This is a genomic window from Rummeliibacillus pycnus (assembly GCF_044359855.1).
Classification (GTDB): Bacteria; Bacillota; Bacilli; order Bacillales_A; family Planococcaceae; genus Rummeliibacillus; species Rummeliibacillus pycnus_A.
In genome coordinates this window covers 2941272-2966700 of record NZ_CP132291.1, presented here as the reverse complement: position 1 = coordinate 2966700, position 25429 = coordinate 2941272, and the positions used below count along the sequence as shown (strand labels likewise).

General features: G+C 36.2%; 22 protein-coding genes and 2 riboswitches. Of the genes, 7 read left to right on the top strand and 15 right to left on the bottom strand.

Annotation, left to right across the window (positions count from 1 at the left end):
- The first annotated feature begins 51 nt into the window (after positions 1 to 51).
- Positions 52 to 885: a bifunctional hydroxymethylpyrimidine kinase/phosphomethylpyrimidine kinase gene (gene thiD / locus Q8X41_RS14585; protein WP_397536989.1), complete on the top strand. Its 834-nt coding sequence runs from the start codon at positions 52 to 54 to the stop codon at positions 883 to 885.
- A 119-nt stretch (positions 886 to 1004) separates the two neighbouring features.
- On the opposite strand, the gene Q8X41_RS14580 is transcribed toward thiD, so the two are convergent.
- Positions 1005 to 2450 carry a hypothetical protein gene (locus Q8X41_RS14580; protein WP_397536988.1) on the bottom strand — a complete coding sequence of 482 codons (1446 nt, stop codon included), beginning with the start codon at positions 2448 to 2450 and terminating at the stop codon, positions 1005 to 1007.
- A 486-nt stretch (positions 2451 to 2936) separates the two neighbouring features.
- Between Q8X41_RS14580 and Q8X41_RS14575 the strand changes: the two genes are divergently transcribed.
- Together Q8X41_RS14575 and bshB2 are read left to right on the top strand one after the other, a co-directional pair.
- Positions 2937 to 3290 (top strand): YojF family protein, encoded by a 354-nt coding sequence (locus tag Q8X41_RS14575; protein ID WP_397536987.1) that lies wholly within the window; start codon positions 2937 to 2939, stop codon positions 3288 to 3290.
- Between the two features lie 15 nt (positions 3291 to 3305).
- Positions 3306 to 3998 (top strand): bacillithiol biosynthesis deacetylase BshB2, encoded by a 693-nt coding sequence (gene bshB2 / locus Q8X41_RS14570; RefSeq protein WP_397536986.1) that lies wholly within the window; start codon positions 3306 to 3308, stop codon positions 3996 to 3998.
- Between the two features lie 164 nt (positions 3999 to 4162).
- On the opposite strand, the gene Q8X41_RS14565 is transcribed toward bshB2, so the two are convergent.
- Positions 4163 to 5341 carry a M20 family metallopeptidase gene (locus tag Q8X41_RS14565; protein ID WP_397536985.1) on the bottom strand — a complete coding sequence of 393 codons (1179 nt, stop codon included), beginning with the start codon at positions 5339 to 5341 and terminating at the stop codon, positions 4163 to 4165.
- Between the two features lie 280 nt (positions 5342 to 5621).
- Complete coding sequence (locus Q8X41_RS14560; protein WP_397536984.1) at positions 5622 to 7784, bottom strand: ATP-dependent helicase; 2163 nt, start codon at positions 7782 to 7784, stop codon at positions 5622 to 5624.
- 181 nt (positions 7785 to 7965) lie between these two features.
- On the opposite strand from Q8X41_RS14560, the gene ilvA reads away from it, so the two are divergent.
- The gene (gene ilvA, locus Q8X41_RS14555; RefSeq protein WP_397536983.1) at positions 7966 to 9228 is read left to right on the top strand and encodes a threonine ammonia-lyase IlvA; all 1263 of its coding nucleotides are present in this window, start codon (positions 7966 to 7968) and stop codon (positions 9226 to 9228) included.
- A gap of 305 nt (positions 9229 to 9533) precedes the next feature.
- Here the strand turns inward: ilvA and Q8X41_RS14550 are convergent, their stop codons facing one another.
- From Q8X41_RS14550 to Q8X41_RS14535, 4 genes are all read right to left on the bottom strand, one after another.
- Complete coding sequence (locus Q8X41_RS14550; RefSeq protein WP_397536982.1) at positions 9534 to 10040, bottom strand: hypothetical protein; 507 nt, start codon at positions 10038 to 10040, stop codon at positions 9534 to 9536.
- 413 nt (positions 10041 to 10453) lie between these two features.
- On the bottom strand, positions 10454 to 11251 hold the full coding sequence (locus Q8X41_RS14545; RefSeq protein ID WP_397536981.1) for an ABC transporter ATP-binding protein: 798 nt from the start codon (positions 11249 to 11251) through the stop codon (positions 10454 to 10456).
- On the bottom strand, positions 11244 to 12269 hold the full coding sequence (locus Q8X41_RS14540) for an ABC transporter permease (RefSeq protein WP_397540278.1): 1026 nt from the start codon (positions 12267 to 12269) through the stop codon (positions 11244 to 11246). Before Q8X41_RS14540 ends, Q8X41_RS14545 begins: the two co-directional genes overlap by 8 nt.
- Positions 12270 to 12298: 29 nt before the next feature.
- Entirely contained in the window at positions 12299 to 13306 is a 1008-nt protein-coding gene (locus Q8X41_RS14535) for an ABC transporter substrate binding protein (RefSeq protein ID WP_397536980.1), read from the bottom strand.
- Positions 13307 to 13845: 539 nt separating this feature from the next.
- A riboswitch (PreQ1 riboswitch) is annotated at positions 13846 to 13890 on the top strand.
- Positions 13891 to 13897: 7 nt separating this feature from the next.
- On the opposite strand from Q8X41_RS14535, the gene Q8X41_RS14530 reads away from it, so the two are divergent.
- Positions 13898 to 14386: a QueT transporter family protein gene (locus Q8X41_RS14530; RefSeq protein WP_397536979.1), complete on the top strand. Its 489-nt coding sequence runs from the start codon at positions 13898 to 13900 to the stop codon at positions 14384 to 14386.
- 286 nt (positions 14387 to 14672) lie between these two features.
- On the opposite strand, the gene Q8X41_RS14525 is transcribed toward Q8X41_RS14530, so the two are convergent.
- Positions 14673 to 16280 (bottom strand): long-chain fatty acid--CoA ligase, encoded by a 1608-nt coding sequence (locus Q8X41_RS14525; RefSeq protein ID WP_397536978.1) that lies wholly within the window; start codon positions 16278 to 16280, stop codon positions 14673 to 14675.
- Positions 16281 to 16568: 288 nt separating this feature from the next.
- Here Q8X41_RS14525 and Q8X41_RS14520 point away from each other — a divergent pair, with 288 nt between their 5' ends.
- Positions 16569 to 16895, top strand: coding sequence for a general stress protein (locus tag Q8X41_RS14520; RefSeq protein ID WP_397536977.1), 327 nt, complete (start codon positions 16569 to 16571; stop codon positions 16893 to 16895).
- A gap of 133 nt (positions 16896 to 17028) precedes the next feature.
- On the opposite strand, the gene Q8X41_RS14515 is transcribed toward Q8X41_RS14520, so the two are convergent.
- On the bottom strand, positions 17029 to 17976 hold the full coding sequence (locus Q8X41_RS14515; protein WP_397536976.1) for an L-threonine 3-dehydrogenase: 948 nt from the start codon (positions 17974 to 17976) through the stop codon (positions 17029 to 17031).
- A gap of 245 nt (positions 17977 to 18221) precedes the next feature.
- Between Q8X41_RS14515 and Q8X41_RS14510 the strand changes: the two genes are divergently transcribed.
- The gene (locus tag Q8X41_RS14510; protein WP_397536975.1) at positions 18222 to 18857 is read left to right on the top strand and encodes a hypothetical protein; all 636 of its coding nucleotides are present in this window, start codon (positions 18222 to 18224) and stop codon (positions 18855 to 18857) included.
- A gap of 121 nt (positions 18858 to 18978) precedes the next feature.
- Here Q8X41_RS14510 and Q8X41_RS14505 read toward each other — a convergent pair whose 3' ends face one another.
- From Q8X41_RS14505 to Q8X41_RS14480, 6 genes are all read right to left on the bottom strand, one after another.
- A complete protein-coding gene (locus Q8X41_RS14505) occupies positions 18979 to 19818 on the bottom strand; it encodes a MetQ/NlpA family ABC transporter substrate-binding protein (RefSeq protein WP_397536974.1) in 840 nt (279 codons plus the stop codon).
- Between the two features lie 15 nt (positions 19819 to 19833).
- Entirely contained in the window at positions 19834 to 20526 is a 693-nt protein-coding gene (locus Q8X41_RS14500) for a methionine ABC transporter permease (protein ID WP_397536973.1), read from the bottom strand.
- On the bottom strand, positions 20516 to 21529 hold the full coding sequence (locus Q8X41_RS14495; RefSeq protein ID WP_397536972.1) for a methionine ABC transporter ATP-binding protein: 1014 nt from the start codon (positions 21527 to 21529) through the stop codon (positions 20516 to 20518). The genes Q8X41_RS14500 and Q8X41_RS14495 overlap by 11 nt, the downstream gene beginning before the upstream one ends.
- Positions 21530 to 21657: 128 nt before the next feature.
- Positions 21658 to 21757, bottom strand: a riboswitch (SAM riboswitch).
- A 681-nt stretch (positions 21758 to 22438) separates the two neighbouring features.
- Positions 22439 to 22774: a YolD-like family protein gene (locus Q8X41_RS14490; protein ID WP_397536971.1), complete on the bottom strand. Its 336-nt coding sequence runs from the start codon at positions 22772 to 22774 to the stop codon at positions 22439 to 22441.
- Between the two features lie 191 nt (positions 22775 to 22965).
- A complete protein-coding gene (locus Q8X41_RS14485; protein ID WP_397536970.1) occupies positions 22966 to 24192 on the bottom strand; it encodes a DNA polymerase thumb domain-containing protein in 1227 nt (408 codons plus the stop codon).
- 403 nt (positions 24193 to 24595) lie between these two features.
- On the bottom strand, positions 24596 to 25384 hold the full coding sequence (locus tag Q8X41_RS14480; RefSeq protein ID WP_397536969.1) for a carbon-nitrogen family hydrolase: 789 nt from the start codon (positions 25382 to 25384) through the stop codon (positions 24596 to 24598).
- Between the last annotated feature and the right edge of the window lie 45 nt (positions 25385 to 25429).

Genomic DNA, 25429 nt, shown 5'->3' with positions numbered 1-25429 from the left:
CAATCGTTGTCCGAAAAGTTTGATAACTATTTTTAAAAAGGAGTCTTCACTATGTCATTGAAAAAAACTTTAACAATTGCTGGTTCTGACGCATCAGGTGGTGCTGGTTTAGAAGCAGATTTAAAAACTTTCCAAGAGCACGGCACATACGGTATGGCAGCTGTCACTGTTATCGCTACAATGGATCCAGACAACAACTGGTCTCATGGAGTTTATACATTACCAACTGATACATTAAAAGCACAATTAAAAACAACTTTCTCTACAGGTATTGATGCTTTAAAAACAGGTATGTTATCAACAGAAGAAGTGATCCAAACTTCTGGTGAAGCTATTAAAGCTTCTGGTGTAAAAAATGTAGTGATTGATCCTGTAATGGTATGTAAAGGTGAAGATGAAGTACTAAATCCAGGAAATGTTGATGCAATGATCACATACTTACTTCCTCTTGCTTTAGTAACAACTCCAAACTTATTTGAAGCTGGACAATTAGCAGGTATGAAAACGCCTAAGAACATTGAAGAAATGAAAGCAGCCGCTGAAAAAATTCATGAACTTGGTGCAAAAAATATTGTTATCAAAGGCGGCCGTTCAATCGATCCTACTAAAGCATTCGATTTATACTTCGATGGTGAAAAACATTATTTATTAGAAACAGCTAAAATCGATACAACTTATAATCATGGTGCTGGTTGTACTTTCGCTGCCGCTGTTACAGCAAACCTTGCAAACGGGCTTGATGTTAAAGAAGCCGTTGTTGAAGCAAAAGAATTTGTTGCTGCTGCCATCACACACGGTTGGAAATTGAACCAATTCGTTGGACCTGTTATGCACGGTGCAAAAGGCGTTTACGGAGCTCCAGAAATTACAGTAACTGAAATTTAATTGGCATCCGTATATTTACATTCGTTTTACAAAATAGAGCTTCCACTCCATATCAAGAGTGGAAGCTTCTTTGCATTTTATGATAGGACAAAATTCATTTATGCTTTATTTAATCATTTTCAGTACCATTTTTTAAATTGAATCTTACGTCTTCCCCATGTATAGATCGTACTCAGCAATAATCCAGCAGACATCAAAATCCCTGCTACTGCTGTTATCAAACAGATCCATTCGTATATCGAATAACCGAAAATCTTCGACCAATCATATCCATCATTCCACTCAATAACAACCAGATTCATACCGAAAATACCTGATATAACCGAGAACATCGTTAAGATAAATAGTAATTGGTTTTGCCTTTGATCGGCAGTCTTTTCTTGATTTACATAAAGTGCGTCAAGAGTTTTGGCTACATCACCAAATAATTCATCGATTCGAAAGATACTCCGCAATCTCTTTGCAGTTTCACGGCTAGATGAACGGCTACTGACTTCTTGAAAATAAAATTTAGAAGAAAACAATGTAATTTGTTTCATTAATCTTTCAACATATATCTCGTCTTTTTTCCATGACAACTCGCTATATCTGAAGGATAGCTCCAATAGTGTCAATTTATAAAAATAATGTAGTAAGACATTATAATAATGTATACCCATAAATCGAATTCTTGCTTTTTCTTTCAAAACGTCATCCGCTTGTCGAAAAGCAATAGTAATTTGAACATGTTCTGTCGTAATATCGCATAATTTTGGCATATACCGATTATTCATCTTTGTCTTTAAATACTCTTCCATATGTTCGGTATTTCCTGCAGAAATCAATGGAATGTTATCTTCCGTATAACCATCTAATTGACTAGCTCTGTACAGCTGTTCAATCGACAAATCATCCTCGTCTACCTCAATATAAGTGGCTACAAGCATTCTCTCATCTTCAAAAAAGGGCAAACTACCATAATATCCATTTCTAATTTCATCATGAATGATGTACGGTTGAATTTCTGGACATAGATAAATCATGATGAGATCGTTAATGTTATAAAAAGTAAAGGACGATACATAAAGTCGGACACCTTTTTCATCCATTGTTTTAGGTTCAAGTATGCGAAAATGATTCATAAAATCGAGCGTTTCAGATAGCGAATAGCCCTTTTCTAATTCGATTCTCACTGTGACAAAGCCTACTCCAAAAGGACAAAGGACCACATCCACACTTAATAGTTGAAAAAAATAATGCCGATCATAAATAACCAACTCTCCTTTTTTAGGGACAGCTTTTGAAAAACGATGAAATGCATCGTCTTCAATGCTATTCGGAAAAAGACGTCGTTCTATGTAAGGCAAAAAATGCTGATTTAAAGCAATGTTTGAAATATGGATATCTCCGTAATATGCAGACTGCTGTGATTCATCTTGTAAATCAAAAAATTTAAATCCATTAGATAATAGCTCTTCCGCCAACGCTTTATCCTTCTTCGCGATAAATAAAAACGGCATCATAGACGTCATCCATGCTCTAGAAATTTTACTTTCCTCATCAACATTTGGTATTGTTAACTTCATCCGAATCATCTCCTAAAACCAGTATTCCCATTGAAGCTTTATTTATAAACATCAATTAGGGATTGAAGTAATTTCTGTCTTTTTTCAATCAATCGAAGAGATATACGAATCAATTTCATTATTGATTTTAATGATAAAATTTTGTGATTTAATTTGGAATTAAATCATTTTTCAGTGCCTCCACTACATTCCTACGGGGCTTTCAATCAAGCTTCCCCATATGACTATGAGTGAACATCGCACGAAGGAAATGCATTTTCGAGAACTCGCCGTCGAAAGCGTTGTAATGAACAAAATCAGATATCATTAATGCTCGTATATTTTATATAAATTTTGCATTATGAAATTGATTCCTACAGGTGTAAAACTAACTTGTTCATTCCATACATTCAATTTCTATAAATCTAAAGAATGCTTAGCAATCGCATTTATAAAAAGAATTCTCTATACTATAGAATAGATTCTATCTTTGGAAGGAGCTTTTAGATGGAAATAGTAGATACACAAAAACTACAAGAACTTCTTAATTCCTTTGCGAATAAAGATGTCTATATACACTTAGAAACAACAAATGGTGCATATGCAAGTCACTTCGACGAAAAAATGTTTAACGCTGGTGCGTTTATACGCAATGTGAAATTACGTTATGAATTAGGGAAGGTGACATCTGATGCACCTCATCGTGTTGGATTGAAATTGCATGGGGAAGGTTGGGTATATGCGCAAGGTATTACTCACTACGAATTAGATGAACATAATCGCTTATTGATGGCTGGGCATGGCTATGATGGCAAACTTGCAGTCGCATTAGAAATTAGCGAAACACCATTTGCTTATTAAAAGGAGTTGAAAAAGATGCTACAACCTGAACGTCAAATTCTTGTCGTGTTCCCCCATCCTGATGATGAAGCATTCGGAGTATCTGGAACATTGGCACAATACGCACAAGCTGGTACACCGATTACATATGCTTGTCTTACTTTAGGAGAAATGGGCCGTAATCTTGGAAACCCTCCTTTCACAACACGTGAAGGACTACCGCTTATCCGTAAAGAAGAATTAAAAGCTTCCTGTGAAGCCATCGGTATTAAGGATTTGCGTATGATGGGCTTACGTGATAAAACAGTTGAATTTGAAGATGATGAGAAAATGGTTCAAATGATGACGAACTTGATCGATGAAATAAATCCTTCATTAATCATCACTTTCTATCCAAACTATGCCGTACACCCTGATCATGAAGCAACAGCAAGAGCAGTTGTCCGAGCAGTTCGCAGAATTCCTGAAACAAATCGCCCACGTCTTTATGGAGTGGCTTTTGCAAATGACACAGAACAAGGTCTTGGTGAACCAGATATCGTAAATGATATCCGTGATGTAAAAGAAGCCAAATGGAATTCAATGAGTGCCCATATCTCACAAACAGGATGGATGCTACAAGAAGAAACAAAGCGTAGAGAAGAAGGCGCAACAGAAGAAAATAACTGGTTCGCAATTGAACGCATGTATTCTTATCGTTGGCATGAAGATTTTGAAGAAAAATTTTAATAAATAGATAGAAGGGCTTATCCAATAGATGGTTTATTACCACCTTTCGGATAGCCCTTCTCTTTTATACTCATTACAATTCATTTACAACCTATAATTATGACTTTCACTTGCTAATATGTTCTAAATAGAAATGACATTTTGAATAGAGTGTCTTTATCATTTTATTTTAATAACTTAAATGCTGCATTGACAAAAATATTAACCCCATATTGCAATGCATCATCATCTACATCAAATTTGGGATGATGATGTGGGTAGATGATTCCTTTTTCTTCATTACGTGAACCAATCATGAAAAACGTACCTGGTTTTTCATTTAAGAAAGCTGAGAAGTCTTCGCCGCCCATTCTAGGTGCTTGTATTAATATTGAGTCATCTCCATAAAGCTCTCTTACTGAATCTTCTACTATCTTTGTAATTTCGTGATCTGTGACTACGGGATCATAACCATACATATAATCTAATTCATACGTAGCGCCATGAGCTTCGGTCACCCCTTTAATAACACGCTCAATACGCTCTTTCGCTTTGGCTCTTAGGTCTCCTCCAAAACTTCTGACAGTGGCACTGAGTTCCACTGAATCAGGAATCACATTAGATGCTTCTCCACCAGTAATTTTACCTACTGTAATGACAAAGCTTTCTAATGGGTCAATATTACGTGATACGATATGCTGTAAATTTGTAATCACTTGTGCAGCAATAGCTATACTATCCACTGTTTGATGCGGAGACGCACCATGACCTCCAAACCCTTGAATTTTCAAATTAAATCCATCTGGAGATGCCATCATTGGTCCATATACAAAACCAATTTTACCAACTGGCGTATCCGACATTACATGGGCACCAATCACTACATCGACACCTTCCATTACACCAGCTTCGACCATTTCTTTAGCACCACCTGGTAGTAACTCTTCAGCATGTTGGAAGAAAAATCGAATTTCGCCTTTAATTTGATCTTGCATCGAAGTCAAGATTTTCACAGCTCCCAATAACATGGCTGTATGTGCATCATGGCCACAAGCATGCATAACACCAGGATTTTCAGATGCAAAGTCTAATCCTGTTTGTTCTTGTATTGGTAAAGCATCCATATCAGCACGAATCCCTAAAACTTTACCTGGTTGTGCACCAATTAAACGAGCCATCACACTTGTTTTTGTTGGTCTAGTAATCTTTAGATTTTCAAATTCAGATAATTTATCATAGATGAATTGAGACGTATTCACTTCTTGAAAAGATAACTCTGGATGTTGATGTAAATAATGTCTCCATGCAATTACTTCCTTTACAATCTCTTGGAAATTCACCTTTGTTTGATGGAATACATTCATTGATTTTCGCCCTCCAATTGAATTATTTTTAAAAATCCATTCGTTAATGAATGTAGGTAGAATTTAACTTGTCCTCAAATGTTTTTACATCTATTAATATATGTTTAGTGGTAAAGAGAATACCACATATCTATAATTTCTCTTAATAGATTGTTATTCCTTTTTTATCTATCTTTAAATTGAAAATTATTAGAATAGTATCATCTTTTGTTAATAACACTCTTTTCTTCATGCACAACAAAAAACATCGATGAAAATATCCTTTTCATCGATGTTGGCATTATACTTTTTTTAGATATCCATGTATTAAGCAAAAATCAAGCATGAATTTTTTAGAACCCACCGATTCAAAATCAATCTCAATAGAATCTGGAAGTAAACTTGTGATTTGCCCAGTTCCATATAAATGATGCTCCACTTGCATACCTAGATTTAGTTCAGCTTCATCTGTGATGGCATGATCCTGCATAGGTCTGAATTTTGGTTGCTTGTTTTTTTTCTTTACAATTGGTTCCTGGTTCTCTTCAGGTGCTATGATCTTCCGCACATTTTGCACAAAGCGAGATTCTTTCACATGAGCACCACTGCGAGTATTGTAAGTTAACAATTCTAAATGGTGACGCGCTCGTGTCATTCCAACATAAAAGAGGCGTGTTGCTTCTTCCATTTCTTCGATATTCCCTACTTCATACTCTTTTATATCTTCGTTATTTGGGAGGATTCCTTCAATTAGATCAATCATATAAACACGGTCATATTCCAATCCTTTTGCACTATGCAAAGTAGAGAGTGTAATGACATTTCGTCCTTTATACTTTTTGGAAGTGCGCATAAGTTGTTCAATTTCTTTTAAACGATATGCAAAAGCTTCAAGAGTTGGTAGTTCTTTTGCAATTTGTTCTAAAGTATTTAATATATCAAACAGATTTTCTTCATTCATGCGTAAATGTTCCGCTGAATTTTGAAGAGATTTGTCATACCCTAAATCTTGGCGAATCGTTTGGATTGCTTCATACGGTTCCTGCATTTGAAGCTTGCGAATGGTTTGCTTTACTCGCTTCAACACTTGCTCTTGATAAGGTGCATGGATCATTTCTTGTAAACGGTCGAATGCCGATTCTTTACTCAAATGTTTTTGCAATTGCAGGATTTGATTTTTCTTTATATAGGCATTGATCTTCGGATATACCTTTTCTAAAATATCCACTCGTGAGTCGTTATAAGAAAGTCGCATAATATTCAAGATATCGTCGACGATCCAATGATGGAAAAATTTCAATTCAACATCTTTCATATAAAAAGGAATACCTTCTTCAAAAAATTTGTTGACTAAAAGAATGGCTGAATTATTATTACGATACAAAATGGCAACCTCACATGGATTGTCAGCTTTTTGTATTTCCTCCACAACATAATTCAATTGCAAATCATAGCGTTTTACATTACGAATCTCAATTGACTCTCCCGATGCATTTTCTGTGAACATTTTCTTTGGATATCGATTACGATTGCGTTTGATAAATTCATTTGCTGTATCCACAATCTCCGGCGTCGATCGATAGTTCTGTGCCATTGTGACCGTTTTAGCATTCGGATAGATTTTTTTAAAATCAAGCAGCTTTCGTACATCTGCTCCTCGCCACATGAAGATTGATTGGTCATCATCCGCCACGACACAAATATTAAATTGGGGAGATGCTAATAGATAGATGATTTCATGCTGTATTACCGAGTTATCTTGACTTTCATCTGTTAAAATATATTCAAACCTTTGTTGATATTTATTTCGCAAATAAGCATCTTCATATAAAGCTTTGTAACAATAGGACAACATATCGTCAAAATCTAATAGGACTAAACCCGGATTTTGAACTTTATAAGCTTCATATTGCTTATACATTTCTACCAGCCCAGGCATCATCATTTTCTTCTGAACCAGTTCCTCATCAGGAATCATTTTATTTTTCACAAAACTACTGTAAGAAAATAGTTCGTCCATTTCATCTTCAGAAGGGATAGTATTGCGGTTCTGTATGAAGATATTCCGAAGAATCGTCTTCTTATCAAAATCACGGTTACTATTCCCCTCAATAATTTCGAAGTTTTGGTGATGCATTGAGAAATACTCGCGTACAATTTGAAAAGCGATACTATGAATTGTCGAAAAGTGAACTCGATCCTTTAAAATAGTAGAAAAAAATTGGTCAAAACGTGCAGCCATATCTACAGCAGAAGCTTTACTAAATGTAATGGCTAAGATTTTATGTGCCGGTACTTTTTTCACCAATAGTAAATAACCAATTTTCATATTTAATGTAGTTGTTTTCCCTGATCCTGGGGATGCAAGTAATAATAAGGGGCCCTTTGCATAGCGCACAGCTTTTTGCTGCACCTCATTTAAGCATACACCCGTCAATTCTTGCATCTTATCAAAAAAGTTCATACTGCACTGACCTTTCTATTGTTTCTATGTTATCTATTATAACGGAAACGTCACTATGTTATCTTTTTCTTGAATTTTATATTTATTGAACAAAAATTTAGAATTTACTTAAAATTTAGCAATTTTAGCGCTATAATAAATTAAACTATATTGATGTTTACAGAAAGTAGGAGGTTTTAATATGACTGTGCAAGAGGGAAAAACTGTACAGGTGGAAAACGTACTAATCGCCTATCAATTTTTAAAAGACGTCGTCGTACACACACCTTTACAAAAGAATGACTATTTATCCGAAAAATATGACTGTAATATTTACTTAAAACGTGAGGATTTACAGCATGTTCGCTCTTTTAAATTACGAGGAGCTTACTATAAAATCAAAACAATTGAAGAGGAAGCACGTGAAAAAGGCGTTGTTTGTGCTAGTGCTGGTAATCATGCTCAAGGTGTTGCTTATGCTTGTGCTCATTTAGGTATTCACGGCCATATCTTCATGCCTACAACTACGCCAAAACAAAAAATCGATCAAGTTCGTATGTTTGGTCGTGAATTCGTCGAAATTATTTTAGCTGGAGATACTTTCGATGATTCCGCGAAAAGTGCAATGGAATTCTCAGATGCGGATGGTCATATTTTTATCCACCCATTCGATGATGCAGATATTATTGCCGGTCAAGGAACGGTCGCTGTCGAAATTATGAACGACATTGAAGTACCAGTAGACTACGTTTTCGCTAGTATCGGCGGTGGTGGATTAATTTCTGGTATCTCTACGTATGTGAAAAATCTTTCACCACAATCCTCTATTATCGGTGTTGAGCCTGCTGGTGCTGCTAGTATGAAGGAAGCACTCGCTCAAGATCATCCTGTTGAATTAGCCCACATTGATAAATTCGTAGACGGAGCTGCCGTTCAATGTGTCGGTCAAAAAACGTTTGAATTATGCAAAAAATATGTAGATGATATCGTTGTAGTGCCAGAAGGCAAAGATTGTACAACCATCTTAGATTTATACAATAAACATGCCATCATTGCAGAGCCTGCTGGTGCTCTATCTGTAGCGGCACTTGATTATTACAAAGATCAAATCAAAGGAAAATCTGTAGTCTGCATCATAAGCGGAGGTAACAATGATATCGGCCGTATGCAAGAAATTAAAGAGAAATCATTGATTCATGAAGGATTACTTTACTATTTCCTAGTCAACTTCCCACAACGTGCCGGTGCTCTTCGCCAATTCCTTACTGATGTACTGGGCCCTGAAGATGATATTACAACATTCGAATACACAAAGAAAAACAACAAAGAAAGTGGTCCTGCATTAGTCGGAATTGAATTAAAATACCCTGAAGATTACGCAGGATTACTTCATCGCATGAAGCATAATGGCTTCTCATTCAAAGAAGTGAATAACGATAGTACGTTGTTTGCCTTGTTAGTATAAAATAGATGGATCTTCACCAAAAGTTGGGGTTACTATTTTATAATGTAGTGTAAATTGACTGGAGCGGAGCCAGTGTACTCCTAGGGGATTAGCGTCCAGATGAGACCCTGGAGCGAACGCAGTGAGTGAAGCGGCTCATCGGACGCCCCCTGGAAAGCACACTGGCAGAGCGCAAGTCATCCCTAAGTTACGGTGATGAGCCAAATAGATATAAAAAAACTAAAATCTTCCATAGCTAATATAAATTTAAAAGCCTCCAAAGAAGCCATGATCTTTGGAGGCTTTTTTTATTAGATAGCTATTATTTAGGCTGTAGCATTACTCTTTTTATATTGTTCAAACTCATGAAATAGCTGTTCATGCATCACTTTTGATTTTTGCACACTAATCCAGAAAATATCGAAAGAGTATCCTGAGGAGGTTGATTTCCATTTATCGAGACGATTTTGAATGTCTTGTCCGTATTCTACTGATGTAGAAATGACTGTTGCCTTGCCGATTCCAGGATAGTTCATGCGATGTATATCCTCAATTTCATACCAATATATTTTGTGATTACTAAAGTCGACATACACACCTTCTTTATCCCAACAAATCCCGCGTTTCTTCATGCGAGCGATTAAATAATAAAACCCTAAAAATGAAAATGTAAAGTAAACGAAAATACCGACTACAAGCATAATGAATTGACGCCATGTCCAACTATCTAAATTGGGATTGCTAGCAATTTGTGCAATGACACCAACAATTGTTAAAAAACCTAGAATCAATAATAAAAATGTACTCCATAAATTCGGCAAAAATTTATTCATATAATTGCTCCTTTATTGCAAAAAGGTTTGTTTTATCGGTGATACTTAATTTGTTTTTGAAAAGATACATGTTATAAAGATGGTCATTAAACAATTCCGAAATTTACTCTCTAGGATGTAGAGTAATAAACCTTTTTTGTATTGTAACTAATTTGATTCTATTATAACGGAAATTTTATCGCAGAACCGTTATTGTATATTAAGTTTAAAAATTTTATATCTTTTGCGCTATTATAAGTAATTTTTAATAGTAGTTATTTTTTAGTTTTAATTTTCACACCGGACAATGATAACTATTTAAGAACTAAGCTTCTCTATTCAAATCTTGAACTATGTATAATCTAATATATACGTTAACTCTCTTCCGAATCTATAAAGAAAAACCTGCACAATTACCATGCAGGTTTTCCATATTAAACACTTAACAATGTACGATCCGACACCATTTTTTCTCCACGAATGCGTTGGAATTGGTTCATTAAGTCGTCTATTTGTAAGTCTTTTTTCGTTGAAGGTTCTACCTCTAGAATAATTTGCCCTTTATCCATCATAATGAGACGATTACCTAAATCAATTGCTTGTTGCATATTGTGTGTCACCATCAATGTTGTCAGCTTATCTTTTTCAACCAATTGCTTTGTTAAATTGGTAATTAACTCTGCTCTTGATGGATCCAGTGCAGCGGTATGTTCATCTAATAAAAGAATATTCGGCTTGGTGAAAGTGGCCATTAACAGTGATAATGCTTGGCGTTCACCACCAGATAATAGACCTACTTTTGCATTTAAGCGATTTTCTAAATTAAGATTTAATGTTTCTAGGGATTCTTTGAAAAATTCACGGCGTTTTTTATCTACACCGCTACGTAAAGATCGTTTTTGATTACGAGAAAAAGCGATTGCTAGATTTTCTTCAATCGTCATCGTTGGTGCTGTACCAGCCATTGGATCTTGGAACACACGGCCGATAAAGCGTGAACGTTTATATTCTGGAAGACGTGTTACATCGTTTCCGTCAATTCTTATTTGACCAAGGTCGGGCATTAAAGCGCCGGAAATCATATTCATCATAGTAGATTTACCAGCACCATTACTGCCGATTACAGTGACGAAATCTCCTGCTTTTAAATCCAAATTAATAGTATCTAACGCGATTTTCTCATCGGGCGTTGCTTCGTTGAAGATTTTATTGATTCCTTCTAGTTTAAGCAATCGTCTTCCCCTCCTGTTTCACTACTCCGGCAACACGTTCTGCTCGACGTTTAGCTATACGGGATTTTTCCTTTTGCTTAGCTCTTAATGTTGGGACAACTAACGCTATTACTACTATCACTGCTGTAATTAATTTCATATCGCCTGTATCCAAAAACTCAACTTGTAGTGCTAATGCCAGAACAATTCGATAAATGATTGCCCCAAAAATAACAGCTAATGTTGTGCGTACAATTGTTTTAGTACCAAAAATAGCCTCACCAATAATAACAGAGGCTAAGCCAATCACTATCATACCAATCCCCATACCAACATCAGCAAACTTACCGTATTGAGCGATGAGCGCACCTGATAATGCAACCAATCCATTTGATAAACCTAACCCCAAGATGATTAGTGTATCTGTACTTGCAGAAAAGCTACGAATCATTTTGTTATTATCACCTGTTGCACGAATAGCTAAACCAACTTCTGTTTTTAAGAACCAGTCAAAGATAAACTTAATGGCAAATGTCAAAATGAACATGATGAATATCGTCCCCCAAGTATTGGGGACATGTTCTATTCCCATGCTTGTTAACATACCATTTAAAGCTTTATCTATCCCGAGCTTTTCCCAAAACCCAAAGAACAATGTGAATAGTGAATCAGAATTTGCGAGTGGAATATTCGGACGTCCAACAGCTGTATCTATCGTCATCCCCATAATTCGCAAGTTAATGGAGTATAAAGCAATCATCATTAAAATCCCTGCTAACAGTGAGTTAATCTTTGCTTTTGTGTGTAGAAGGCCAGTAATGGAACCGGCAACAAAGCCTGCTAATGTTGCACATAGTGTGGAGATAATTGGGTTGTATCCTAGTGTAATCATCGTTGCTGCTGTTGCGGCACCTGTCACGAAGCTACCGTCCACTGTTAAATCAGGAAAATCTAACACTCGGAATGTTAAATACACTCCGAGTGCCATTATTGCATAGATGATCCCTTGCTCCACTGAGCCAAAAATTGCTGTAAACATCGCTGTAAACATATAGAATCATCTCCTATCTATTTGACTACTTCTGCTTTCCAATCCTCTTTGATGTCTACGCCGATTTTATCTGCTGTAGTTTTGTTGATTTCTAGTTTTAAGTTTGCTGGGTATGCTACCGGGATATCTGCGGGCTTCTTACCGTCTTTTAAGATTTCAACAGCTTTTTGACCTGCTTCATAACCGATATCATAATAGCTGAAGCCATATGCCCCAAGACCACCGCGTTTTACGGAGTCAAGCTCCCCTACCATAACAGGGATTTTCTTTTCATTTGCTACATCTAATACAGACTCAAGAGCTGAAACTACTGTATTATCTGTGATGATGTAAATTGCGTCTACTTTACCTACTAATGATTCCGTTGCTTGTTTTACTTCCGCAGAAGTTGATGCAGAAGCTTCAACGATTGTAATACCTGCTTTTTTCGCTTCTTTCTTCACGCCATCCACTTGAGCACGAGAATTTTGTTCACCTGAGTTGAACACCATCCCTACTTTTTTAGCACTTAATTGTTCTGATAAGAATTTTATTGTATTTGGAATAGCATCTGGGTGAGTATCAACGGTACCTGTTACGTTACCACCTGGTTTTTCCATTGATTTTACAAGTTCAGCACCAACTGCATCTGTTACAGAAGTAAATACAATCGGAATATCTGTAGTTGCGGCAGCTACTGCTTGAGCACTTGGTGTAGAGTTAGCAAAAATTAAGTCCACTCCACTACCTACTAAGTTATTAGCAGCTGTTGTATTAACACTTTGATCTCCTTGGGCGATTTTAGTTTGATAGTCAACTTTTAAGCCAGCATCTTTAAGTGCCGCTTTGAAACCTTTTGTTGCCTCATTTAATGATGGATGTTCAACAATTTGCGTGATTCCAACTTTATACGTTTTTCCGTCTGTCGCTGCATTCTTATCTTTTGTACCAGATGAAGATGATTCATCTTTACTACCACATGCAGCCAGCGCTAATATGATGATTACTGACATTAATAGTAATGCATACTTTTTCATTTTTTTCATGAAGTTCCCTCCTCAATTTCTTGTTATCTCTTATTTTTCTTTACTGAAAGCAACTAATTATCGTTATATTACAAAAGGCTTATACAATAGTCAATAATATTATGAATTTTTAGACTATTTTAGTAGAATGAACTTCAACGCTTCAACGCGATAAACTTGTTATATATAAGGTTTTTTCGCACCTCCACATACTTGTGTCTATTTTGTGAACTTTTTAAAGTTAGATTTAATTTAACAATATGATCATGAATCTTCTTGAGCGACAGGCGGCAAACTCCTCGAAAACGCATTCGCAGTTCCTTTGTGTGATGTTAATTCAGAGAAGCTCATTCATAGTCCTGCTGGAAAGCAAGCCAAACGTGACCCCGCAAGTGAGCGGTAGCAGAAATGTTTCTGCGACGAGTAATCGTAGTAGCAATACGATTACTCGTCGGTTTGCCCGCAGAAAGCGTCCGACGTAGCGAAACGGATAAAATATTAGTAAAATGCAATTTGACATATTTGCTTAAAGTATTTAAAATATTATTTTGTTTCTTAATAATAACGTGGTTCGAAACCATCCCACGTAAAAAAACTAGGGGGAACTAAATAATGAAGACAAAATCTTTAGCTGTCAGCGCAATTATTGCTGCTCTTTACATTGCGGTTTCAATACTTACTGCACCTTTTGGCTATAATAATGTGCAATTTCGTATATCAGAAATGTTCAATCACCTTGTTGTTTTCAACAAAAAATATATGATTGGCATCGTAATTGGTGTATTCATCACGAATTTGTTCTCACCACTTGGTACGTATGATTTAGTATTTGGTGTAGGGCAATCCATTCTCGCACTTGGACTTACCATCTTTTCTGCTCGCTTTATTAAAGGACAGCTAGCACGTATGATTTTCAATACGATCGTATTTACTTTTACGATGTTCTTAGTAGCTATCGAACTACATCTTGCAATAAAATTACCATTCTTATTTACATGGTTAACTGTAGCTGCTTGCGAATTTGCAGTTATGGCTGTAGGTATTCCTGTGATGACTGCATTAAATAAGCGCATTAATTTCAAGAAATTAATTGAGGATTAATTTTTTCTGTAAAATTCAAGAAAAGTATTTTTATGTTGAAATTAACATGAAAATGCTTTTTTCTTTATCTGATATAAATTGCATTGAAAGCTTGGAGACATTTAATGGAAAGTAATAATTGGTCAGGTATAGGATTAATCATTGGTGGTCCGATTCTTGCACTTGGCTATAACGCTACTTTTTCATATTTATATCCGAAACATTCTTCTCATTTCCTTTTCCGAGGGTTCGAGAGTATTGGTAAGGTAACCCTACTAATCCAGATGACTGCTTTATTTAAAATAAGTTATAATTTTTGTTCCTTTATATCTTCGCGAAGTTTTGCTTTCAAGAATTTACCGACAGACGTCTTTGGAATTTCTTTGAGAAATACAACGTCGTCTGGTACCCACCATTTTGCAAATTGACCTTCCAAATAAGTAAGCAATTCTTCTTTCGTGGCTCTGCTTCCTTCTTTCAAAACAACACAAGCTAGTGGCCTTTCTTGCCACTTTTCATCTGGCACTGCAATGACCGCTGCTTCGAACACACCTTCATGTGTCATTAATGCATTTTCTAAATCAACAGAAGAGATCCATTCTCCACCACTTTTAATCAAATCCTTTACTCGGTCAGTTATTTTAATATAGCCCTCTGGCGTCATCACGGCGATATCGCCTGTATATAGCCATCCATCTTTGAATGCTTCTGCCGTTCTTTCATCTTTATAATATTCATCTGCAATCCAAGGTCCTTTGATTGTTAACTCTCCCATTGTTTTGCCATCCCAAGGAACTTCCCCATTCTCATTCACAATTCTTGTTTCAACTAAGGATACTGTTAAACCTTGTGTTGCACGAATATCCAACTTTTTCTCTTTTGACCATTGCTCCATTTCAGAAGTATAGGTTGATAAACTCACAATTGGTGTTGTTTCCGTCATTCCATAACCAACAATAAAAGGAACTTTATATTTTTCTTCAAAAGCTTGAATTAAACCTTTCGGTGATGCAGATCCGCCACAAATAATTGCACGCAATGAAGAAAGATCTCTTGGTTTTTCTTCTTGTTCTTTTAAAGTTCCTAGCCAAATGGTTGGTACACCTGCTGTCAATGTTACTTTTTCCTGTTCAATTAAATCGAGTAACAATGCAGGTGTAAACATTGGTCCCGGTAACACTTGCGTTGCCCCAAAATTAACTGCTGCAAAAGGCATTCCCCATGCATTGACATGGAACATTGGCACAACAGGCATTGCTACATCATTTTCACGAAGCCCAAGCGAATCTGCTAACCCAAGCGCTATACTATGAAGCACTAAACTACGATGAGTATAAACAACTCCTTTTGGGAATCCTGTAGTTGCACTTGTATAGCACATCCCAGCTGGCATATTCTCATCTAAATCTTCTGGAAACTCGTAATCCTCTCCTGCCTCCTCTAGTAATTGCTCATATGAATGAACATTTTCTAATTCTGTTTCAGGTAGTTCCAGTCCATCCTGCATTACAACAATATGTTTAACAGATTTCAACAATGGAATTGCTTTCTCTACTAATGGGAATAAATCTCCATCAATCAATAGAATTTCATCTTCTGCATGATTGATAATATAAATAATATGTTCAGGTGATAGTCGAATATTAATCATATGCAAGACAGCTCCTGCACAAGGAACAGCAAAATAGGCCTCTAGATGTCGATGATGATTCCATGCAAAAGATCCTACTTTTGTTCCTCGCTTCATACCAAGTTTCGTTAAAGCTGCGGCTAACTTTCTAGTACGTTGCCCAAACTCTTTGTAAGTTATACGATGGATCGTATTTTCAGCCGTTCTTGAGATAATTAATTTCTTTGGAAAATAACGCTCTGCTCTCTTTATAAAATCTGTTAATACTAATGGTGTTTGCATCATACTTAACCAACTCCCTTTGTTTGTATAAGCACTACTTCAAAGCATTCAAGCTACCTACTGTAATACGAAACTTCACTCAGCAGAGACTCCTTCATTAATACTGATTTTTCGTCAGACCAAATATTGCTATAAAAGGTTCTATCAATCTAATTATTATTTATGATTTTTAGTTCAATATTATGAATGATTGCTATAAAAAGGCATTACTTTTTACACAAAGAAATATGAATGTTTAATCTTTTTATTTTTGGGAATACCATAAGTAGAATCCAAAAGGAGGAGATTGAAATGTTGAACAATATCCCTGTGGAAAATGCAGTACAAGCAAGAGATCAAATTGCAAAATTAGAGTCACAAGGTTACAACCGGGATAATATTTATATTTTCGCTCATTATCAAGAAAGAGAAGAAGATATTACAGATGCATTAAATACAGCAGAAGTCAGTATGGGAGATCAAGGATTTTTTAATACGATGAAAAATTATGTAGTTTCTCGTGGTGATGAACTCCGTAGTCAAATGCAAGCTATTGGTTTAAGTAAAGAAGAAGCTGCTGCTGCGGAGAAGGAATTAGACAAAGGAAAGCTTATTATAATTGCTAAAGGTTTACAATAAATAGATTTATTCCCCCTTAACAAAAAAATAAGAGCGCTCTGTAAGCCTTTAAATTAGGCTTATAGAGTGCTCTTTTTAATTGTAGAATCTAGTATCCATGAGTTATATGGCTCTTACTAATTGAATTTTTGCTTTATGCTGAATGACTAATTTTTTTTTCTAACTTTTTTAACATATCGATCGTCATAGCATCTAAATCGTATTTTGCTTTAAATCCCCATTCTTCTTTTGCGGCACTTGCATCAATTGAATCTGGCCAGCTGTCCGCAATAGCTTGGCGAACTGGATCTACATCATAATCCATTTGGAAGTCTGGCATTTGTTTTCGAATAGATGCTGCAATTTCTTCAGGTTCAAAGCTCATTGCTGTTAAGTTAAATGCATTACGATGGATTAATTTTTCTGGGTTTGCTTCCATTAAATCGACAATTGCTTGCAAAGCATCTGGCATATACATCATATCCATATATGAATCTTTCGCAATATAAGATGTATATTTTCTTTCCTGTACAGCCTTGTAATAAATATCCACTGCATAGTCTGTCGTACCACCACCTGGAGGTGTAACGTTTGAGATTAATCCTGGGAAACGAACGCCACGGGTATCTAATCCAAAACGTGTGTGGTAGTAATCACATAATAACTCACCAGCTACTTTGTTCACACCGTACATCGTTGTTGGGCGTTGTAATGTATCTTGTGGTGTATTGTGTTTTGGAGTTGATGGCCCAAATGCACCGATAGAACTTGGAGTAAAGAATTGCAAGCCTAATTCACGAGAGACTTCTAATGCATTGACAAGACCACCCATGTTTAAATTCCAAGCAAATAGTGGTTTTGCTTCAGCAGTTGCTGATAACAATGCTGCCATATGCATCATTGTATCTGCACCAAAGTCTTTAGCAATATCGTGCATACGCTGTGCATCCATGACATCAAGTACTTCAAAAGGTCCTGCTTGCATTGAAACTTCTCTTATATCTGTTGCTAATACATTTTCTTTGCCATATTCATCGCGCAGTTTCGCTACTAACTCTGAACCAATTTGACCGCACGCACCAGTAATCATGATTTTCTTCATTTTATTTCCTCCTCTAGTCAGCTACATATGTGTTTTTGGAGTGTACATATTTTATATAAATACAATTGTATTTATGGAAAGTACATTTATAAGCCTATTTTTTAACGTTTTATCAGTGTTTTCCGTTAGAAAGATTATATAATGTATTTTTTAAAAACACAATATTTGTTTTCTATCAATGTACATATGTCAAAAAAGACTTTTCTGAAAATTTTGTTTATAATAGGCAAAAAGGAGTGAAATTGATGCAGTTATGGAAATTAACGCTCATTTATTTATTCGCAATTATTGCTTGCACCTTTTTATTGTTGATGGATATTCCTAAATGGCAAATTTTTATCTTACTTTTTCTTTATGTTTTTTTATTCACCATGTATCCTCACTTCAACGCATTATTATGGACCAATAATCTAAAAAAAGTAGAACGCTTCCTTGAGGTAAATAAACACAAAGCCTTGTATGCCTATCCATATGCCATCGCCAATCAATCCGTAGCCGAGCAAAAAGCAGCTCTAGACAAAATTATCACCACCTATAAGCAGCCTTATGTAAAACATAACTATGCATCCATACTCGCTATCCTTGAGAATAATTATGATCAAGCTTTATCTGAAGCAAAGCAAATTGCAAAAGAACCTTTCCATAGTTACATGGTCGCTCACAGCGAAGCATACTTAGGAAATTTTGAACAAGCAGAAGCTCTACTACCAAAGCTAACGCAAAAATGGATGTCATCTTCTATTGAAAGTTTGATCTTTTTTAAGAGGCAGGATAAGGAAAATTTCAAACACTACTCCACAAAAGCCATTAAACAAGCGCGCGGTATTCAAAAATATTTACTCACCCATAGTTTTCAGGAGATGGAGGAAAAACTGAAGTAGAGATATTTCGATATTTATGTATACAAAAAGGACCGCCTCCAGTTTGAGGTGGTCCTTTACATTTGTAGAAAAAAGCTTGTTGATAATACTTTTATAGTAACTAATTGTATTCCCCTGAATTTTATTTATTTTTCATCCAGTCAGGCTTGCCGAATCCTTTGAAGTCAGAGTCGATTGTTTTTTCAAATTCAGCAGATTTTACTACTTCGATTATATCTTTAGACAATTGAGATTTTTCATCTGCTTCACGTACTGCTACAACATTACGGAATTGATCTGGCATGTTTTCAAGGAATACAGCATCTTGTAAATTCATACCCGCCGCTAATGCGAAGTTACCTGGTACGCCAACAAGATCTGCACTTTCAACAGCACGTGGCAAACCAGCTGCTTCAATTTCTTGGAATTTTAAGTTTTTAGGGTTTTCTTTAATGTCTTTTGTTGAAGCTTTTAATTGATCGATTTTATCGTTAATTTTAATTAGACCTTGCTCTTGTAAAGACTTTAATGTACGCGCTTCATTTGATGGATCATTTGCAATCGCTACTGTTGAACCATCTTTGATGGCATCTACTGTCTTGTATTTTTTAGAGAAGAAGCCCATTGGTGCAGTTGGTACGATGATTAATGGTTTTAATTTTGTACCGTTCTCTTTGTTAAAGTTTTCTAAGTATACGGAGTGTTGGAATAAATTCGCATTAATATCTCCTGAATCTAAAGCTTTGTTCGGTTGAATATAATCACTGAATTCTTTTACTTCAACTTTATAACCTTTCTTCTCAAGTCCAGGAACAATTGCTTTTTTCAACATATCGCTGTATGGGCCTGCTGTTGCACCAATTATAATATCTTTGGTTTCTGTAGCTTTGTCTGTGTCTTTTTTTGCTTTATCTCCACCACCACATGCAGCTAGAGCTGTTGCTAATACTAAAGTTAATAATCCAAGTAAAATTTTCTTCATTATAAAACCTCCTATTTATCTTTTATCTACTGCTTTTGCTATTGCATCGCCGGCTAATTGAACGATTTGAACGATTACAATTAAAATAACAACTGTTGCAATCATGATCGTGTTGTCATAACGGTAATAACCAAAGCGGATTGCCAAATCACCGATACCACCACCGCCGATAATTCCGGCCATCGCTGAGTATGCAACTAAACTAATAATCGTCATGGTAATTCCTTGTATAACACCTGATTTTGCTTCAGGCAGTAATACATCTTTAATAATCATCCAGCGTGTTGCTCCAACAGCAATGGACGCTTCGATGACGCCTTTATCAATTTCACGAAGAGATGTTTCTACTAGTCTTGCGAAAAATGGTATCGCTGCAACAGATAGAGAAACACTTGCTGCGATTGGACCAATCGTATCGCCAACAATTATTTTTGTGAGTGGGAATAGTGCTACTAAAAGGATAATGTATGGAATCGAACGAATAAGGTTGACGATAAAGCCAACAACTATATTAACGAACCGATTGCCTAGTAACCCTGGCTTGCTTGTAGAAAATAACCCTTTACTTGTAATGAATAATAGCAAACCGAGTGGCAAACCAATGATTAGCGCAATCGCTAAAGAAATTCCCACCATTTGAAGTGTTTGACCAAATGCCCTCCAAATATCTGGTAACATATCAGCAAAATGACTTGGATCAAATATCATAGTCTAACACCTCCACTGTTACTCCACGACTTTCCATATAGGAAATCGAACGGTTAATGTCTTCTACTCGTCCATTCAGCTCCATGAGGAAAATACCAAGTGGTCTTTCTTGAATATATTCAATTGTGCCATGAAGGAAGTTCCCTTGTACCTCAAATTGCTGAAGCGTATCTGAAATAACCCCCTCACCCGCCACATCACCTTTGAATAAGATCTTTACAACATTTCCCTTGACGTTTTGCATGATTGCCTGTGGAATATCAAATGATACAACACTACTAATAAATTCTTGCGTTAATGGCTTTTCTGGATTTGCGAAGATATCATAAACAGAGCCTTCTTCAATCACTTTACCGTCCTGCATAATCGCCATACGATCGCAAATTTCTTTCACAACATCCATTTCATGCGTTATAAGAATAATCGTAATGCCAAGCTCACGGTTAATTTTCTTCAATAATCGTAAAATGGATGTTGTTGTTGTTGGGTCAAGCGCTGATGTTGCTTCATCACAAAGCAATACAGATGGATTATTCGCCAGTGCTCTTGCGATACCTACACGTTGCTTTTGCCCTCCACTTAGCTGCGCTGGAAATACATCTTTTTTATCTTCCAAGCCAACCATATTAAGTAATTCTTCAACTCGTTTATTTCGTTCTTCCTTCGGTGTTTTAGCAGCTTTCAATGCAAATTCAATGTTTTCTCCAACTGTTTTTTGGCTAATTAAATAGAAATGTTGAAAGATCATCCCTATTTTCAAACGCGTTTGGCGAAGCTGTTCACCTTTTAACTTTGTTAAATCTTGTCCATCGATTAATATCCGACCATCCGTTGGTTGTTCCAACAAATTAATACAGCGTAATAAGGAACTTTTGCCTGCCCCAGAATAACCAACAATACCAAATATCTCTCCATCTCCAATTGTCAAAGAGACATGATTTACACCGGTTACCATTTTCTTTTTTGCTTTGTAAACCTTCGATACATTTTGTATTTCCAGCATATACATCCCTCTAATCCTCGTTTAATTACTATTGCGGAAAATTTCAATGATTCCTATCGACAAACTATGTATTTTTACTAAAAAAAGATACATCTCTCAACTGAAAGATGTATCTTATAATCGACGTTCATTTATCTTTCAGAAATAAATTCTGTAGGAATTAGCACCTTCCCTAGCGGGGGTTGCTGGACTTCACAGGGCCTATCCCTCAGTCACTCTTGATAAATTCCATTTATTAAGTTGTAAGTTTATGATAATCATATTATTTCCTTTTACGTCATTTGTCAATGAATTTTTTGAAAAAATCAACTATTTTAAAATATCTTTATTTTTTTATGGCTATGCGAATCAATTTCATAAACTCATGTTTAGTTTTTAAATACGAGCATTTCAACACATTAACTTTTCACTATGGATGTTCCGCTACAGACGGCGCTTTCCTCGGGCTTGACTTCGATCTCTGCCACTACGTTTAGGGTACTGAAAAAGTGTTTATATACAAATATTAATAGTATTAATCTGGTTTCAGCGTGATGTGGAATTAGCTTTGCTTTCCGCGGGCGAGCGTTGAGCCTCCTCGGAAGCCCGTACCGTGCTTCACTGCGGGGTCTCACCTGTCTCGCTTTCCCGCAGGAGTCTTCGCTAATTCCACATTAACAAAGATAGCTATAACAGATTTTTATAATAAATTTTCATCTTTTTTACTTTTTCAGTGTCACTAAGTTCCTACGGGGCTTTCAACTCAATCTTTTCCTATAGGACTATGAATAAGCCTCACTGAATGAACATCACACGAAGGAAATGCGAATGCATTTTCGAGGACTCGCCGTCGAAAGCGTTGCAATGAACAAAATTAGATATCATGATATGTTCGTATATTTTATATGAGTTTTGAATTATAAAATTAATTCACTCAAGTACCTTTATACAGAGAATGAATTCTATCTCAATCCAATTATTCACAAGTTGTTTGGCATCGTATAAACAAATCTTTTTTTCTTCGCTTTTGAGTTTCGTAATGACACCTCTATATTGAGTACTTAATCGCTGATGCCAAACTTCTAGTAATACTTCTTTCTTGCCGTAATAAGCTTGCATCAGTTCTTCTTCTAATGCTTGTAATGTCCATTCATCAAATGCAGGTTTTGCAATTTGTTGTGTCTCCTGTTGCCAAGTTCTTAGCCTTTGTACATGTTCTGGTAGCATCATCGCAGTCCATTTTATATTTCCTCGATCACGTATCAAGCTAAATACCTCCTTTGTACATTCATTCGACCCGCATAATTCTATGCTAAAGATGATTTTTCTATAAACTTCTTTTCACTGTTTTTAGTTATCCACACTCAAGTTATCCACAATCAACTTTCCTTTTTTTGCATAACGTATTCACTCGGATGCATAAACCAATTGGTTTTAAAATGTATAAATATACATTTTTATTTTTTATGTCCACCGAGTAATTTGGAGCGCTTAATCGCAGTGCCTGCATCCGTATAAGATACTGCCCGTAATACTGCTGAAGAACCATAGTGAGTGCGAAGCTGATCCATCGTGGCACCCAGTTTGCGACGCCTCCAACGAGTTGTATCAAAAAAGCTGAGCTGCATGGAATGTTCTGATTCTAATTTTGTAATACTGACACTAATTTGCCGTACAGGACGTTCATTGTATTGCTCATTTAATATTTGCTGGCAAACACGATAAATGACCATTGTATCATTGGTTGCTTCATCAATTGTGCGCGAACGATTGAAACCTCCTCCGAAGGCATTTTTGCTATAAGAAATTCCCAAAGTAATGGTACGTCCTACTTTATAAGCTTCTCGTGCTCTTCTTGCCACATCCTCACACATTTCAAGGAGGACAGCCAACACTTCCTTTTTGGTGTTGTAATCTCTCATCAATATTTGGCTTTTGCCATTACTAATTTGCCCTTCTATCAGTGGTGCTTCACCTACTTCTGATAAATCGATGCCACGAGCATGATAGTATAGCTGATTGCCCATAATACCGAAATGATTTTCTAATGTGGCTAAATCAGCATGAGCTAAATCACCAACAGAGAAAATCCCCATATTATTAAGCGTTCGTTCTGTTCGATGACCGATTCCCCACATCTTCGATAAAGGTGTAACTGGCCACAGTTTTTTTTCCACATCTTCATAATCCCATTTGGCAAAGCCTGTTTTTTTCGCATCTAAATCGAGTGCAAGTTTTGCTAACAACATATTTGGTCCCATGCCAACTGTGCTTCGAATTTCAAATTGTCGATAAAGTTCATCTTGAATTTGGTGTGCTGTTTCTACTGGATCTCCCCACAGTTTTTCGGTACCAGTAAGGTCGACAAAGCTTTCATCAATGCTATATACATGAATAGCTTCCTTTGGTACATAACTATTCAATAGCTTGGTAATTTCAACCGACATACGAACAAAATATTCCATCTTCGGTTCAAATAAATGAATATCTGGATGCTTCGGTATTTCATATAGTCTCGTTCCTGTTTTCACTTGAAATCGTTGCTTCATAATCGGAGAAGCAGCCAGAACAATACTCCCTTTTTGCTGAAAGTTTCCCACAACTGCAATCGCCTCTTTTTCAACATCTAAATGAGCCCATGATGCCATACAGCTAGCATAAAAACATTTCATATCTACACACATAACCGACCTTCTCGGCAGATTTTCATACAGCACAGCACACCTCCAACAAGAACATTTGTTCCTATTTTAAAATGAGATAAGTGAGATGACAAGTAGGAAGTAGTACTTTACCAATAAACGACAACTTTTTTGCTATAAGTATCCTGTGAAGTAATTTTTTATATAGCCTATGTTATATATATGTTGCTTAGAGAAGGTTATTAGAATGGCTTTATTGCTATGGTGTAGCTTTTTATAGGGGCTATCCACGTTTTTGGGAAGTCAATCCACGAAATTTTAAATTCTATCCACGTCCTGTGAAATTGACGTCTCCAATTTAGGAAGCTTTATCTTCTTTCTTGATGTGACTTCGTTAAAAATAAAAACCCACTCTACTAAGATATAGTAAAATGGGTCAATGAATTTATTTCAAAATATCCTTATACAATTCTGGACGTCGATCATCATACACTGGAATCTTCTTACGTACCTCATCCACTTTCGAGAAATCAACATCGACTATGGAAAGTTCTTCATCTTCTTTACCTGTCCACAGTACTTCGCCCCATGGTTCAATCACCATCGATTGACCATTAAAGTTTTCTACTTTATTGCTAATACGGTTAATTGCAACGATGAAGCATTGATTCTCAATGGCACGTGCCTGCAATAATACTTTCCAGTGATCAATCCTTGGGGTTGGCCATTGGGCCGATACAAATATAACTTTCGCGCCGTTTAACGCATGAAGACGAAGCCATTCTGGGAAACGAATATCATAACAAATCACTCCAGCAGCTTGCAAATCTCCCAATTCAAAATTATTTTGTCCCTCACCCGCAGATAGATGTAAGTGTTCATCCATTAAGCGGAATAAATGTGCTTTATCATACTCGCCAACTATTTCGCCATGGAGATTCACTGTATACATTGTATTGAAGAATCCATCTCCTTTTTTCGTCGCTACTGAACCACCTACAATATGAATGTGTAGCTCTGAAGCTAATGCTTGAAGGAATTTCTTCGTTCTTTCACCATTCACATCTGCTAATTCCTCTAATTTTTCTAATGCATAGCCCGTATTCCACATTTCAGGCAAAATAACGAGCTCTGCTCCTTTACTAGCAGCTTCTCGAATAAATATTTCTGCCCTTGTAAAATTTTTTTCAACATCTCCAAAAGCTACGTTTAATTGAATACATCCTATCTTCATTTTCGCACCACCTATAGACATTTTCTTAAAAAGGTTATACTATTT

What these genes read in the sequence shown, in the direction of transcription:
- Q8X41_RS14485 (WP_397536970.1), bottom strand. Translation starts at nt 24,192, where the DNA reads ATGTGTGTAGATATGAAATGTTTTTATGCTAGCTGTATGGCATCATGG.
- Q8X41_RS14580 (WP_397536988.1), bottom strand. Translation starts at nt 2,450, where the DNA reads ATGAAGTTAACAATACCAAATGTTGATGAGGAAAGTAAAATTTCTAGA.
- Q8X41_RS14530 (WP_397536979.1), top strand. Translation starts at nt 13,898, where the DNA reads ATGAAGACAAAATCTTTAGCTGTCAGCGCAATTATTGCTGCTCTTTAC.
- Q8X41_RS14510 (WP_397536975.1), top strand. Translation starts at nt 18,222, where the DNA reads ATGCAGTTATGGAAATTAACGCTCATTTATTTATTCGCAATTATTGCT.
- Q8X41_RS14560 (WP_397536984.1), bottom strand. Translation starts at nt 7,784, where the DNA reads ATGAACTTTTTTGATAAGATGCAAGAATTGACGGGTGTATGCTTAAAT.
- Q8X41_RS14495 (WP_397536972.1), bottom strand. Translation starts at nt 21,529, where the DNA reads ATGCTGGAAATACAAAATGTATCGAAGGTTTACAAAGCAAAAAAGAAA.
- thiD (WP_397536989.1), top strand. Translation starts at nt 52, where the DNA reads ATGTCATTGAAAAAAACTTTAACAATTGCTGGTTCTGACGCATCAGGT.
- Q8X41_RS14480 (WP_397536969.1), bottom strand. Translation starts at nt 25,384, where the DNA reads ATGAAGATAGGATGTATTCAATTAAACGTAGCTTTTGGAGATGTTGAA.
- Q8X41_RS14535 (WP_397536980.1), bottom strand. Translation starts at nt 13,306, where the DNA reads ATGAAAAAAATGAAAAAGTATGCATTACTATTAATGTCAGTAATCATC.
- Q8X41_RS14505 (WP_397536974.1), bottom strand. Translation starts at nt 19,818, where the DNA reads ATGAAGAAAATTTTACTTGGATTATTAACTTTAGTATTAGCAACAGCT.
- Q8X41_RS14500 (WP_397536973.1), bottom strand. Translation starts at nt 20,526, where the DNA reads ATGATATTTGATCCAAGTCATTTTGCTGATATGTTACCAGATATTTGG.
- bshB2 (WP_397536986.1), top strand. Translation starts at nt 3,306, where the DNA reads ATGCTACAACCTGAACGTCAAATTCTTGTCGTGTTCCCCCATCCTGAT.
- Q8X41_RS14525 (WP_397536978.1), bottom strand. Translation starts at nt 16,280, where the DNA reads ATGATGCAAACACCATTAGTATTAACAGATTTTATAAAGAGAGCAGAG.
- Q8X41_RS14565 (WP_397536985.1), bottom strand. Translation starts at nt 5,341, where the DNA reads ATGAATGTATTCCATCAAACAAAGGTGAATTTCCAAGAGATTGTAAAG.
- Q8X41_RS14515 (WP_397536976.1), bottom strand. Translation starts at nt 17,976, where the DNA reads ATGAAGAAAATCATGATTACTGGTGCGTGCGGTCAAATTGGTTCAGAG.
- Q8X41_RS14575 (WP_397536987.1), top strand. Translation starts at nt 2,937, where the DNA reads ATGGAAATAGTAGATACACAAAAACTACAAGAACTTCTTAATTCCTTT.
- Q8X41_RS14550 (WP_397536982.1), bottom strand. Translation starts at nt 10,040, where the DNA reads ATGAATAAATTTTTGCCGAATTTATGGAGTACATTTTTATTATTGATT.
- Q8X41_RS14540 (WP_397540278.1), bottom strand. Translation starts at nt 12,269, where the DNA reads ATGTTTACAGCAATTTTTGGCTCAGTGGAGCAAGGGATCATCTATGCA.
- Q8X41_RS14520 (WP_397536977.1), top strand. Translation starts at nt 16,569, where the DNA reads ATGTTGAACAATATCCCTGTGGAAAATGCAGTACAAGCAAGAGATCAA.
- ilvA (WP_397536983.1), top strand. Translation starts at nt 7,966, where the DNA reads ATGACTGTGCAAGAGGGAAAAACTGTACAGGTGGAAAACGTACTAATC.